The following is a 12,605-nucleotide window of genomic DNA, read 5'->3' as shown; positions in this document are numbered from 1 at the left end:
CCGACCACGCCCAGCGGCTCGTGGAAGTGGTAGGCGGCGGTGTGCTCGTTGATCTCGGCGGCGCTGCCTTCCTGCGCGCGGATGCAACCGGCGTAGTAGCGGAAGTGGTCGACGGCCAGCGGCACGTCGGCGTTCAGCGTCTCGCGCACGGCCTTGCCGTTGTCCCAGGTCTCGGCGACGGCGAGCACTTCGAGATTCTGCTCGATGCGGTCGGCGATCTTCAGCAGCAGGTTGGAGCGGTCCTGCACCGAGGTGCGGCCCCAGGCGTCGGCGGCGGCATGCGCGGCGTCCAGCGCCAGCTCGATGTCGGAAGCATCGGAGCGCGGGAATTCGGCGATCACCTCGCCGGTGACCGGCGAGGTGTTGGTGAAGTAGCGGCCGTTGAGCGGCGCGACGAACTCGCCACCGATGTAGTTGCCGTAGCGCGGCTTGAGGGAAAGGATGGCGCCTGCGCTGCCCGGTTGTGCGTAGATCATGCGGCTTCTCCGAAACGACGATTCTTGTAGTTGTGGATGCGCCCGGGATGGCGGCGGGCAACCACGGGCTGCCCGCCGCACATCGCTGCGGCTTGCGGTCGATCATGCGCCGGCGCCGCGCGCCTGACTTGACCGTCGGCGAGGGGCGCTGTCGTCTGCAGTCAACTTTTTCGCGGGAACGGATCGCATGTCACCTGGGGTCAAGTCGCCTGCCCCGATCCGGCCCGAGTGTTCCCGAACGACCCGTTTCCTGCCCCGCCGTAGTGCAGTGCGCGGCCGGCGCCGGCGTCCAGGCCGCGCCAGGCGCCGCTCTGCGGAACATCAAGGGCCCCCGGCGTGAAACTTGCTTCAAATTGCCGGTTGTTCCTGCAGAGAGTTCCACCATGAGCCCGTTGCTCACCCCTGCCGGCCCGGCCGGTGTCCCGGAGTTCGCCAACGGCCCGCGCCACACCGGCGTGCTGGCCGCCGCCGCCAGCGGCCTGTGCACCTTCATCGACAGGCACGGCGGCGACCCCGACCGCATCCTCGGCGTCTCGGGCATCGACCCCGAGCTGCTGCAGCACCCGACCCTGAGCCTGGCGCTGCCCAACTACTGCCAGGTGCTGGAGGAAGCCGCGCGCCAGTCCGGCTGCGACAACTTCGGCCTGTACTACGGCCAGCAGTTCAAGCCGCAGGAGCTCGGCCTGCTCGGCTACATCGGCCTGTGCTCGGCGACCCTGGAGCAGGCGCTGATCAACTTCGCCCGCGCCTTCCCCCTGCACCAGCGCAACAGCCTGATCCGCCTGGTCGACGCGGGCGACTGCTACCGTTTCGACTACCAGGTGCGCCACGGCGCCATCCTGGTCCGCCGCCAGGACGCCGAGCTGACCCTGGGCATGGCCCTCAACCTGATCCGCCACGTACTGGGCAGCCAGTGGGCGCCGCGCGCGGTGCACTTCGAGCACCCGCGCCCGGAGCACTGGCACGAGCACTGCAAGGTGTTCGACGCCCCGGTGTACTTCGAGCAGCCGTGCAATTCGCTGCTCATCCCCAAGCGCGACCTCGGCCGCGCCATGCCCGAACACAACCCGACCCTGCTGCTGGTGATGCAGGACTCGCTGCGCCAGCTCAGCCTGGCCGGGCGCGAGGCACCGAACATCGTCGACGACACCCGCGCCCAGGTGCGCCAGCAGCTGCTGGCCGGCGAACCGAGCCTGGAGGACATCGCCGAGCAGATGGGCCTGGCCAGCTGGTCGCTGCAGCGCCGCCTGCGCGAGCAGGGCCTGACCTTCAGCCAGCTGGTCGACAAGGTGCGCTGCGAGCTGGCCACCCACTACCTGCGCCAGCAGCAGCTGCCGATTTCCGAGCTGGCGCCACTGCTCGGCTACTCGGAAACCAGCGCCTTCTCGCGCGCCTTCCGCCGCTGGTTCGGCGTCAGCCCGCGGCAGTGGCGCCAGGGCGCCGCGCACTGAGCGACGAGCGCCCCTTCTCCCGCCATCCCGCCGGCGGCTGGCTCAGGCGCCGAGGTCGAGGACGATGCGGCCCTCGATCTGCCCCTTGTGCATGCGGGCGAAGATGTCGTTGATGTTTTCCAGCGGCTCGCTGGCGACCGTGGCGTGCACCTTGCCCTGGCCGGCGAAGTCCAGCGCTTCCTGCAGGTCCAGGCGGGTGCCGACGATGGAGCCGCGCACCGTGGTGCCGTTGAGCACCATGTCGAAGATCGACAGGCTGAACTCGCCGGGCGGCAGGCCGTTGAGGGCGATGGTGCCGCCGCGGCGGGCCATGCCCAGCGCCTGTTCGAAGGCCTTCGCCGAGACGGCGGTGACCAGCACGCCGTGCATGCCGCCGACTTCCTTCTGCAGGAAAGCCGCCGGGTCCTGCTGGCGGGCGTTGACGGTGAGGCTGGCACCGAGCCGCCGGGCGAAGTCGAGCTTGGCGTCGTCAACGTCCACGGCGGCGACGTTGAGGCCCATGGCGCGGGCGTACTGCACGGCCATGTGACCGAGGCCGCCGATGCCGGAGATCGCCACCCACTGGCCGGGGCGGGTGTCGGTCATCTTCAGGCCCTTGTAGACGGTCACCCCGGCGCAAAGGATCGGCGCGATCTCGACGAAACCGACGCTGTCCGGCAGACGGCCGACGTACTCGGCCTCGGCCAGGGAGTATTCGGCGAAGCCGCCGTTCACCGAGTAGCCGGTGTTGCTCTGCGCGTGGCAGAGGGTTTCCCAGCCGCCCAGGCAGTGCTCGCAGTGGCCGCAGGCGGAGTGCAGCCAGGGGATGCCGACCCGGTCGCCCTCCTTGATATGGGTGACCCCGGCGCCCACGGCGACCACGTGGCCGACGCCCTCGTGGCCGGGAATGAACGGCGGTTGCGGCTTGACCGGCCAGTCGCCCTCGGCAGCGTGCAGGTCGGTGTGGCAGACGCCGCAAGCGGCGATCTTCACCAGCAGCTGGCCGGGACCGGGGGTGGGTACCGGCACTTCGCGGATTTCCAGGGGCTTGCCGAATGCGGTGACAACGGCCGCCTTCATCGTCTTGGCCATGATGGTGGCCCTCGTCGAGCGGATGGATGACCCGTTCAGTAAAGCCCGATCTGGGCGGCTCGCCAGGGCTGAGGACGGAATGCGGATGAACGCACACAAAAACGCCTGACCCCTTGCGGGGCCAGGCGTTGGCAGGTGCGCGCTGTGGCTAGGTCAGCCTGGATCAGCAGTAGCGATCGATGTAGGAAACCTCAGGCTTGCTGCGCACAGCCGGCCATTCCTGCTGCAGGGTCTGGTAGACGCGACCGATGAAGTCCTTGTCCGCCGCGGCCTTCTTGCCGACGTAGCCCTTGCCGCAGTGGTAGGTGCGCAGGCGGGCGCGAATGCCGGGGGTGCGCTGTTCGAATTGCTTCTCGTCGATCTCCGGCGCCAGGCTGTCGAGGTGCACTTCGCCGGATTCGCTGACCCAGAGGATGTGGCTGCTGTGCTTGTCCTTGCGGGCGGCGAACAGTCGAGCCAGTTCATCGGGAGTGGATTGTTTGTTCAGATTCATGGTTTGAGCCCCTAAGGATTTGATCGAGTTTGAATTTGGGTTCCCCGAACGGCCCGCCGTCTGGCGAATTGTTCGTGGGTTCGAATCTCAATCTGGCCTGATGTAGCACTGATCCGAGCGCAACTACAGGTAGCAGAGCATTGAAGCCTGGGGCAGGAACGCAGGGAGAGAGCGGGAGGCGAACGCCAGAGGATGTTCCACACCACACCGAGCAGGCCATGGCAGACACCGTGAGGACGTATCACCAGCGCTTCCCGTCCCGGAGACGAGCATGCCGGTCAACTTCATCAGTCCGCCTTGTGGGCAGTACAAGCACGAAAGGTCCGGCTGGTAGGCCGGAGAGACACCGAAGCCCCTTTCCAGGGCTCCCGCGTCTGGGAGTGGCTTCATCCTGCAATTTCGGAAGGCCCTCGTCAACAGTTTTGTAGTGAATTTTTTGTCGCACTACAAAAGTACTGGTAGCCACCATTCCAAGGTAGCGGACAGGGCGACGGCCTCGCTAACGCGCCATCACCACCCCTTCCAGGCCGAGCACCTCGCCGTTGTCCGCGTAGATGCCGCAGCCACGCTCCTCCACCACCCGCTCGCTGCCATCGGCGCACAGCAGCCGGTAGCCGAAACTGAACGCGCGGACTTCCTGCAGGCCGCGTTGCACCGACGACCAGACGTGGCGGCGGTCGCCAGGATGGATCAGGCTGCTGTAGGTCAGCCCGCCGCCACCAAGCAGTTGCGCGGCGCTATAGCCGGTCAACTCGAGGCAGCCGGCGCTGACGTAGGCCATGCTCCACTGCGGATCGTTGCGGCAGCGATAGACCATCAGCGGCAGGTCATCGAGCAGGTTGCCCAGGCCGGGCGGACTGACCGGCAGGGCCTGCGGTCCCTGCGCCGGCACCTCGAGGTTGCCTCCGCAGCGATAGGCCCAGGCCGCCAGCTCCAGGCGCGAGTGCAGGCTCAGCTTGCACAGCAGATGCCTGACGTGGACCTTCACCGTGCCGTCGCTGATGCCCAGCTGGCGGGCGATCAGCTTGTTGCTCAGCCCCTCGGCGATCAGCGCCAGGGTCTGCCGCTCGCGCTCGGTCAGGCCGGCCAGCCCATCGGGCTGCGCCAGGTGGGTGTGCTCGCTCATCGCCCCCTCCCTGGCAGGCAAACGCGCGTGATCGGCTGAGGCGCCATGGGTTCTCCCTCGCAGAAAAGATCGCTGCTCGAGCACAGCAAGTTCCATGCCCCCTCGGTCAATAACCCGCAAAACCAGCAGGAAAGTATCTTTCCCGCAGCGAATAGCCTCCTGCGCTCCCGGCGCCTGCACCATGACGAAGCGCCCTGCCCCATCACGGTCTGTCCACGTTGTCCGCGAGCGCCCCGAGCAGCCCCTACCCCCAATGGCGTACCTCCACCGGGAGAGTTTCCCGGCGCCGCCACTGCAGTACCGTCATTCCCATCGGGAAATTTTGTTTCCCAAGAAACCGCGACTTTCACCGTTTGGGAGAAGACCATGACCACTCGCATCGCCATCATCGGCGCCGGCCCCTCGGGCCTCGCCCAGCTGCGCGCCTTCCAGTCCGCCAAGGCCAAGGGCGCCGAGATTCCCGAGATCGTCTGCTTCGAGAAGCAGCAGGACTGGGGCGGCATGTGGAACTACACCTGGCGCACCGGCCTGGACGAGAACGGCGAGCCGGTGCACGGCAGCATGTACCGCTACCTGTGGTCGAACGGCCCCAAGGAGTGCCTGGAATTCGCCGACTACACCTTCGACGAGCACTTCGGCCGGCCGATCGGCTCCTACCCGCCGCGCGAGGTGCTGTGGGACTACATCAAGGGCCGCGTCGAGAAGGCCGGCGTGCGCGACTACATCCGCTTCAACAGCGCGGTGCGCCAGGTGAGCTTCGACGAGGCCAGCGGCCTGTTCACCGTCAGCGTGCACGACTACACCAGGAACGAAACCTACGCGGAAACCTTCGACTACGTGGTCTGCGCCAGCGGCCACTTCTCCACCCCCAACGTGCCCTACTTCCAGGGTTTCGAGAGCTTCGGCGGCCGCGTGCTGCACGCCCACGACTTCCGCGACGCGCTGGAGTTCAAGGGCAAGGACGTGCTGATCGTCGGCAGCAGCTACTCCGCCGAGGACATCGGCTCGCAGTGCTACAAGTACGGCGCCCGCTCGATCACCAGCTGTTACCGCAGCGCGCCGATGGGCTACCAGTGGCCGGCCAACTGGGAGGAGAAGCCGCTGCTCGAGCGTGTCGAGGGGCATACCGCGTTCTTCGCCGACGGCAGCCACAAGCGCATCGACGCGGTGATCCTGTGCACCGGCTACAAACACCACTTCCCGTTTCTGCCCGAAGAGCTGTGCCTGAAGACCGACAACCGCCTGTGGCCGCTCAACCTGTACAAGGGCGTGTTCTGGGAAGCCAACCCGAAGATGATCTACCTGGGCATGCAGGATCAGTGGTACAGCTTCAACATGTTCGACGCCCAGGCCTGGTACGTGCGCGACGTGCTGCTCGGCCGCATCGCCCTGCCCAGCGCGGAGGCGATGCACGCCGAGAACCTCGCCTGGCGCGCCGAGGAGGAAACCCTGCAGAACGCCAGGGAAATGTTCGAGTTCCAGGGCAAGTACATCCAGCAGCTGATCGACGCCACCGACTACCCGAGCTTCGACATCGCCGCGGTGAACCAGACCTTCCTCGAGTGGAAGCACGACAAGTACGAGGACATCATGGGCTACCGCAACAAGTGCCACCGCTCGCTGATGACCGGCACCCTGGCCACCCCGCACCACACCCCTTGGCTCGACGCGCTGGACGACTCGATGGCCGCCTACCTGGCGGACGAAGCCGAGAAGCAGCTCAAGGTCGTCGGCTGACCTGTGGGAGGCGCGCCCTCGCGACGATGCGGGCCACAGGCCCGCCAGGAGCCAGAGAGCTTCGCCCCGAGGTCGGGCCTCCCACCAACAGCCTCCCCCCATCGAGCCCCGTCCAGGAGCCTTGCATGCACATGCCCGTGATTTCTCGACCGCGCGAACCCGCGCTGTTCGCCCGCGCCCCGGCGCTGGAGCGCCAGCGCGTCGCTCCGGGCGGGCTGACCGTGGTCGCCCTCGAAGCCGGCGACCGCCTCGAGGTGATCGATCTCGAAGGCCGGCAAAGCGCCGAACTGCTGGCCTTCGCTGCCGGTGGCCACGCCGCGCTGGCCGACCTCGGCCTGACCGCTAGCCCCGGCGCGCGTTTCATCGCCGCGCTGCTGAGCGACGGCAGCAATGAGTCGCTGCACACCCGCCTCGGCCTGGCCAAGCGCGACATCGACTGCCGCCAGCTGCCCGACGCCGCCCGTCTGTGGGACGGCGACACCCCGGCCGGCTTCTCGCGCAGCCTCACTGCCAGCAGCGAACTGCTGGTCATCGTCGCCGCCCCCGGCGGGCGGGTCGCGGTGGACAGCCAGCAGCGCGCCAGCGAGCTGCGCCTGCTGATCCAGCGCGCCAACCCGCGCAGCGTGCTGGCCCCGCCGCTGCCGGCGCCGCTCGGCGAACTGGTCGACGAGTTCACCATCACTCCCGGCACGGCGCGCGACTATGTGGTCGCGGCCGGCCAGTACCTCCAGGTGCTGGATGTGGCCGGGCGGCAGTGCTCGGACTTCGTCGCCTTCGACCGCCGCGGCCTCGATGGCGGGCGCGAGATCGACCTCGACCCAACCGTCACCCGCACCCTCAACGGCAACGCCTACCCCGGCCCCGGTCTGTTCAGCAAGTTCTTCGACCGCGACCTGCAGCCGATGCTGGAGGTGGTGCGCGACACCGTCGGCCGCCACGACACCTTCGCCCTCGCCTGCACCGCGCGCTACTACGAAAGCCAAGGCTACTTCGGCCACGCCAACTGCAGCGACAACCTCAGCCGCGCGCTGGCCGCCCACGGCGTGACTGCCCGCGCCGGCTGGCCGGCGATCAACTTCTTCTTCAACACCGGCATCGACGCCCACCAGCAGCTGACCCTCGACGAGCCCTGGTCGCGTCCCGGCGACTACGTGCTGCTGCGCGCGATGACCGATCTGGTGTGCGCCAGCAGCTCCTGCCCGGACGACATCGACCCGGCCAACGGCTGGCAGCCGACCGACATCCACATCCGCGTGTATTCCGCCAAGGAGCGCTTCAGCATGGCCATGGCCACCCGCAAGACCGCCGACGCCGACCCGGTACTGACCCGCGAGAGTGGCTTCCACCCCGCCACCTCGGCGCTCACCGGCAACTTCGTCGACTACCGCGGCTGGTGGACGCCGACCCACTATTCGGGTTTCGGCGCCATCGAGGAGTACCACGGCTGCCGCGAGCGGGTGGCGGTGATGGACCTGTCCGCGCTGCGCAAGTTCGAGGTGCTCGGCCCGGACGCCGAGGCGCTGCTCAACTACTGCCTGACCCGCGACGTGCGCAAGCTGGCGGTCGGCCAGGTGGTCTACTCGGCGATGTGCTACGAGCACGGCGGCATGCTCGACGACGGCACCCTGCTGCGTCTCGGCCCGGACGCCTTCCGCTGGGTGGGCGGCGAGGACTTCGCCGGCGACTGGCTGCGCCAGCAGGCGGAGAAGCTCGGCATGAAGGTGTGGGTGAAGTCCGCCTCTGAGCAGATCCACAACGTCGCCGTGCAGGGGCCGCGCTCGCGCGAGCTGCTCCAGCAGATGATCTGGACGCCGGGCACCCAGCCGAAACTCGAAGAGCTCGGCTGGTTTCGCTTCCTGGTCGGCCGCCTCGACGACTACAACGGCTGCCCGCTGATGGTTTCGCGCACCGGCTACACCGGCGAGCTGGGCTACGAGATCTGGTGCCATCCCAACGACGCCCTGCAGGTGTGGCAGCGCCTGTGGCAGCTGGGCGAGCCGCTGGGCCTGGTGCCGCTCGGCCTGCACGCGCTGGACACCCTGCGCATCGAGGCCGGGCTGATCTTCGCCGGCTACGAGTTCTGCGACCAGACCGACCCGTTCGAGGCCGGCATCGGCTTCTGCGTGCCGCTCAAGAGCAAGCAGGACGAGTTCATCGGCCGCGAGGCCCTGCTGCGCCGCAGTGCCAATCCGCAGCACAAGCTGGTCGGCCTGCAACTGGAGGGCAACGAAGCGGCCCACCACGGCGACTGCGTGCGCGACGGTCGCGCGCAGATCGGCGTGGTCACCAGCGCCACCCGCTCGCCGCTCACCGGCAAGAACGTCGCCCTGTGCCGCCTGGATATCGGCTACTGCGCACCGGGCACCGTGGTGGAAATCGGCAAGCTCGACGGCCAGCAGAAACGCATCGCCGCCACGGTGACCGCACCGATCTTCTACGACCCGGACAAGAGCCGGGTGCGCGCCTGAGGCTGCCGGCATGCCCGCTCAACCGCTCAACCGCGGCCCATTTGCGGGCATGCCGGGTGCGCTCTGGGCTACCGCGGGGCATGCCGGCCCGCGACATTTTTGCACTGCAACACCAAGTCATTGAAAGACAAGGACTACGGGGATGGCACAGCGCTTGCTTATTCACCAAAAGAACTTTTTATAACCAAAAATAAAGACCGTGCCGCCACGGTCATGCCTTGCCTCTCGATCTGCCCAACATGATCCGCCCTCACACTGCATCGAGGATTCATCTATGGAACAGGCAACCCCCACACTCGAAGAACTGCACCAGCTTATCCGCATGTCCGACACCATCAACATGGAGATCTTCTACTGGTGGTGCATCGCCTTCATGGTGGTGATCCACGCCGGCTTCCTCTCCTACGAGATCGGCGCCTCGCGGCTGAAGAACGCGCTGACCGCCGGGGTGAAGAACATCCTCGCCTTCGCCTTCATCGTGCCGACCTTCTTTTTCTTCGGCTGGTGGATCTACAACGGCTTCGCCGGCGGGCTGATTCCCGACCTCGGCGGCGCCGCGGCCAGCCTGCCGTGGAGCTCGAGCATGGGCCCCAACGTGCAGGACAATGCCACCGGCATCTTCTGGGCCGCCTTCGTGCTGTTCGCCGCCACCACCGCGTCGATCATGTCCGGGGCGATCATCGAGCGCACGCGGATGAGCGCCTTCATCGTCCTGGCGATCATCCTCGGCTCGGTGGTGTGGATCCTCGGCGCGGCCTGGAGCTGGCACCCGAGCGGCTGGCTGACCACCGAGTGGGGCTTCCATGACGTCGGCGCCGCCGGCTGCGTGCACCTGATCGCCGGCTTCTTCGCCCTCGGCGTGGTGATCAACGTCGGCGCGCGCCTCGGCCGCTTCAACGCCGACGGCAGCGCCAACCCGATCGTCGGCCACAGCATGCCGATGAGCGTGATCGGCCTGATGCTGGTGATCGTCGGCTTCTTCGGCTTCCTCGGCGGCTGCATCATCTACAACGTCGGCGGCCAGTGGACCAACATCTACGGCCAGCCGGCCACCCTGTCGGCGTTCGCCTTCAACGCCCTGATGGGCTTCGCCGGCGGCCTGATCGGCGCCTACCTGACCACCCGCGAGCCGTTCTGGATGATGTCCGGCGGCCTGGTCGGCATCGTCTCGGTGGCCCCGGGCCTCGACGTCTACTACCCGCCGCTGGCCTACGTGATCGGCATGGGCGTGGCCGCCGCCGCGCCGCTGGTGCACAACCTGCTGGTCAAGCGCGGCCTCGACGATGCGGTCGGCGCCTTCGCCGTGCACGGCTTCGGCGGCTTCGCCGGCCTGGTGATCAGCGGCGTGTTCATCGCTGGCTACCCGAACATTGCCGAAGGCGCCCCAGCGGTGAACTTCCTCGGCCAGCTCGGCGGCGCCGTGGTGCTCGCCGCGCTGGGCTTCTTCCCCGGCTACCTGATCTCCCTGGCCATGAAGAAGGCCGGCTGGCTGCGCGTCCCCGCGCATGCCGAGGAACGCGGTCTGGATCTGGTCGAGGTGCCGGCCCAGGCCTACCCGGAGTGGGCCATCACCGGCGCCGGCACCACCGTGGTTGCCGGCGCGCCGAGCGCCAAGCTGAACGCCCAGGCCGCCCCGGTCTGAACACCATCCCCAGTGCGCGGCGGATGAGCGCCGCGCCAGCCAAAGGAGCAATGCCATGAGCAGTCCGATCAACAGCTGGGAAGGCGCCAGCACCATCTACACCTTCGCCGACAAGCCGGCGGTGATGGCGGTGATCCTGGTGGTGGGGGTCGCCCTGACCGTCTTCGCCATCTGGGCCACCGTCCGCCACGAGAAGCACAGCTACGACGCCCCGATGCTGAAGAAGTAGCCGAACGCGGTCGGCATCGCGCGATGCCGGCCGCCCGGCCCGCCACGCCCCTGCCCCCCACGTTCCCCCTCACCCGCCCGGCCCTCGAGACCACCGCATCACCCCGACCGGCACTTTCGCGGGAATTTCCCCCGAAATCGGCATTGCAAACAGCCAAAAAACCCAAAACCACCGCCATATACTTGGCCCGCCGCCAGCTCCGACAGGCCGACCCAGCGAAATCTCCCAGATCACTCGCCACGGCGCAGCTTGTCCTGGTCGGCCCATGCCGTGTCCGCCGTGCCCCCCGCAGCGGACGCAGCCCAGGACACGTCGATTCACGCGAAACGCTCAATCGTCAGGTCGCACCCTCGGACAGGCCATTGCCGGCAGGTACGGGGAGCCTCGACGCATACCAACAAGAAAAGAGGAACCCTCGATGGAATCCCTGAACGCTCTGGTCAACAGCCTCAATGGTCTGGTCTGGGGTCCGCCCATGCTGGCCCTGATCCTGGGAACGGGTCTGTTCCTCATGCTCGGCCTGAAGTTCATGCCGCTGACCAAGATCATCCCCGGCTTCCGCCTGCTCTGGCAGGGGCGCAAGAAAGGCCCCGAGGGCAGCGGCGAGATCAGCCCCTTCCAGGCCCTGATGACCTGCCTCGCCGCCACCGTCGGTACCGGCAACATCGCCGGCGTGGCCACCGCCATCTTCCTCGGTGGCCCCGGCGCACTGTTCTGGATGTGGTGCACCGCCCTGGTCGGCATGGCCACCAAGTACGCCGAGGTGGTCCTCGCGGTTCACTACCGTGAAGTCGACGACCACGGCGAACACGTCGGCGGCCCGATGTACGCGATCAAGAACGGCCTGGGCCGCAAGTGGCTGTGGCTGGGCGGCGCCTTCGCGCTGTTCGGTGGCTTCGCCGGCTTCGGCATCGGCAACATGGTCCAGGTCAACAGCATGGCGCAGGCCCTCACCGGCACCTTCGGTGTGCCGGCCTGGCTGACCGGCGTGGTCAGCATGGTGCTGGTCGGTCTGGTGATCCTCGGCGGCATCCGCCGCATCGGCAAGGTGGCCGCCGCGCTGGTGCCGCTGATGTGCGTGGTCTACATCGCCGCCACCCTGGTGGTGCTGGCGGTCAACTTCGCGGCCATCCCCGACGCCTTCGCGTTGATCTTCCACCACGCCTTCAATCCGGTCGCCGCCACCGGCGGTTTCGCCGGCGCCGCGGTGATGGCGGCGATCCGCTTCGGCGTGGCCCGCGGCATCTTCTCCAACGAGGCGGGCCTGGGCACCGCCGGCATCGCCCAGGCCGCCGGCACCACCGACAGCCCGGTGCGCTCGGGGCTGATCGGCATGCTCGGCACCTTCATCGACACCCTGATCATCTGCACCCTGACCGGCCTGGCGATCATCACCACCGGCGTGTGGACCAGCGGCGTCAGCGGCGCGGCGCTGTCGGCGGCGGCCTTCGAGGCGGCCATGCCCGGCTTCGGCGGCGCCCTGCTCAGCATCGCCCTGGTGGTGTTCGCCTTCACCACCATCCTCGGCTGGAGCTACTACGGCGAGAAGTGCTGGGAGTACATGGTCGGCACCAGGGCCATCCTGCCCTACCGCCTGCTCTGGGTACTGGCGGTGCCGTTCGGCGCGGTGGCCCAGCTGGACTTCGCCTGGCTGCTGTCGGACACCCTCAACGGTCTGATGGCCATCCCAAACCTGATCGCCCTGTTGCTGCTCAGCCCGGTGGTGATCAAGCTGACCCGCGCCTACTTCGCCCAGCCGCCAGCGGCTGCACCGGTCGCGCTGCAGTCGAACTGAGCTGGTCGCAATTGACGGCGCCCGGCCACGCGCAGACCCCTGCCCATGCCCGTATCCTGCGATACGGGCATGGGCTTTTGCGGGGGCTGGGTTTGCTGGTCGGGGATATCCCGACCC

At 67.8% G+C, this 12,605-nt stretch carries 10 protein-coding genes and 1 pseudogene; 6 read left to right on the top strand and 5 right to left on the bottom strand.

Annotated features, from left to right (window positions below; genetic code table 11):
- A partial coding sequence (locus BM297_RS20365; RefSeq protein WP_139231101.1) for an aldehyde dehydrogenase family protein occupies positions 1 to 476 on the bottom strand: 476 nt, incomplete at its 3' end.
- A 383-nt stretch (positions 477 to 859) separates the two neighbouring features.
- On the opposite strand from BM297_RS20365, the gene qhpR reads away from it, so the two are divergent.
- Positions 860 to 1,927, top strand: coding sequence for an AraC-like transcriptional regulator QhpR (gene qhpR / locus BM297_RS20360; RefSeq protein ID WP_092435424.1), 1,068 nt, complete (start codon positions 860 to 862; stop codon positions 1,925 to 1,927).
- A 42-nt stretch (positions 1,928 to 1,969) separates the two neighbouring features.
- Here the strand turns inward: qhpR and adhP are convergent, their stop codons facing one another.
- The 4 genes and pseudogenes from adhP to BM297_RS22205 form a co-directional block, all read right to left on the bottom strand.
- Positions 1,970 to 2,998, bottom strand: a complete 1,029-nt coding sequence (gene adhP / locus BM297_RS20355; RefSeq protein WP_092435421.1) for an alcohol dehydrogenase AdhP — start codon at positions 2,996 to 2,998, stop codon at positions 1,970 to 1,972.
- Positions 2,999 to 3,161: 163 nt separating this feature from the next.
- The gene (locus BM297_RS20350; protein WP_092435418.1) at positions 3,162 to 3,491 is read right to left on the bottom strand and encodes a hypothetical protein; all 330 of its coding nucleotides are present in this window, start codon (positions 3,489 to 3,491) and stop codon (positions 3,162 to 3,164) included.
- Between the two features lie 499 nt (positions 3,492 to 3,990).
- A complete protein-coding gene (locus tag BM297_RS22210) occupies positions 3,991 to 4,422 on the bottom strand; it encodes a PAS domain-containing protein (RefSeq protein ID WP_342742297.1) in 432 nt (143 codons plus the stop codon).
- Positions 4,405 to 4,575: pseudogene (locus BM297_RS22205) on the bottom strand (LuxR C-terminal-related transcriptional regulator); the annotation flags it as partial. The gene BM297_RS22210 and the pseudogene BM297_RS22205, both read right to left, overlap by 18 nt.
- 408 nt (positions 4,576 to 4,983) lie before the next feature.
- Between BM297_RS22205 and BM297_RS20340 the strand changes: the two are divergent.
- From BM297_RS20340 to BM297_RS20325, 5 genes are all read left to right on the top strand, one after another.
- Entirely contained in the window at positions 4,984 to 6,354 is a 1,371-nt protein-coding gene (locus BM297_RS20340) for a flavin-containing monooxygenase (protein ID WP_092435412.1), read from the top strand.
- Positions 6,355 to 6,479: 125 nt separating this feature from the next.
- Positions 6,480 to 8,822 carry a trimethylamine N-oxide demethylase gene (locus BM297_RS20335; protein ID WP_092435409.1) on the top strand — a complete coding sequence of 781 codons (2,343 nt, stop codon included), beginning with the start codon at positions 6,480 to 6,482 and terminating at the stop codon, positions 8,820 to 8,822.
- Positions 8,823 to 9,096: 274 nt separating this feature from the next.
- On the top strand, positions 9,097 to 10,464 hold the full coding sequence (locus BM297_RS20330) for an ammonium transporter (protein WP_092435406.1): 1,368 nt from the start codon (positions 9,097 to 9,099) through the stop codon (positions 10,462 to 10,464).
- A 55-nt stretch (positions 10,465 to 10,519) separates the two neighbouring features.
- Positions 10,520 to 10,693, top strand: a complete 174-nt coding sequence (locus tag BM297_RS21950) for a hypothetical protein (RefSeq protein ID WP_175526702.1) — start codon at positions 10,520 to 10,522, stop codon at positions 10,691 to 10,693.
- 418 nt (positions 10,694 to 11,111) lie between these two features.
- Complete coding sequence (locus BM297_RS20325; protein WP_092435403.1) at positions 11,112 to 12,488, top strand: alanine/glycine:cation symporter family protein; 1,377 nt, start codon at positions 11,112 to 11,114, stop codon at positions 12,486 to 12,488.
- Positions 12,489 to 12,605 lie beyond the last annotated feature (117 nt).

The sequence above is a fragment of the Geopseudomonas sagittaria genome, assembly GCF_900115715.1.
Classification (GTDB): Bacteria; Pseudomonadota; Gammaproteobacteria; order Pseudomonadales; family Pseudomonadaceae; genus Geopseudomonas; species Geopseudomonas sagittaria.
Note: the sequence above shows the minus strand (reverse complement) of the source record. Positions and strands in the feature narration are given on the sequence as shown.

What these genes read in the sequence shown, in the direction of transcription:
- BM297_RS20350 (WP_092435418.1), bottom strand. Translation starts at nt 3,491, where the DNA reads ATGAATCTGAACAAACAATCCACTCCCGATGAACTGGCTCGACTGTTC.
- BM297_RS20340 (WP_092435412.1), top strand. Translation starts at nt 4,984, where the DNA reads ATGACCACTCGCATCGCCATCATCGGCGCCGGCCCCTCGGGCCTCGCC.
- BM297_RS20325 (WP_092435403.1), top strand. Translation starts at nt 11,112, where the DNA reads ATGGAATCCCTGAACGCTCTGGTCAACAGCCTCAATGGTCTGGTCTGG.
- BM297_RS20330 (WP_092435406.1), top strand. Translation starts at nt 9,097, where the DNA reads ATGGAACAGGCAACCCCCACACTCGAAGAACTGCACCAGCTTATCCGC.
- qhpR (WP_092435424.1), top strand. Translation starts at nt 860, where the DNA reads ATGAGCCCGTTGCTCACCCCTGCCGGCCCGGCCGGTGTCCCGGAGTTC.
- adhP (WP_092435421.1), bottom strand. Translation starts at nt 2,998, where the DNA reads ATGGCCAAGACGATGAAGGCGGCCGTTGTCACCGCATTCGGCAAGCCC.
- BM297_RS21950 (WP_175526702.1), top strand. Translation starts at nt 10,520, where the DNA reads ATGAGCAGTCCGATCAACAGCTGGGAAGGCGCCAGCACCATCTACACC.
- BM297_RS20335 (WP_092435409.1), top strand. Translation starts at nt 6,480, where the DNA reads ATGCACATGCCCGTGATTTCTCGACCGCGCGAACCCGCGCTGTTCGCC.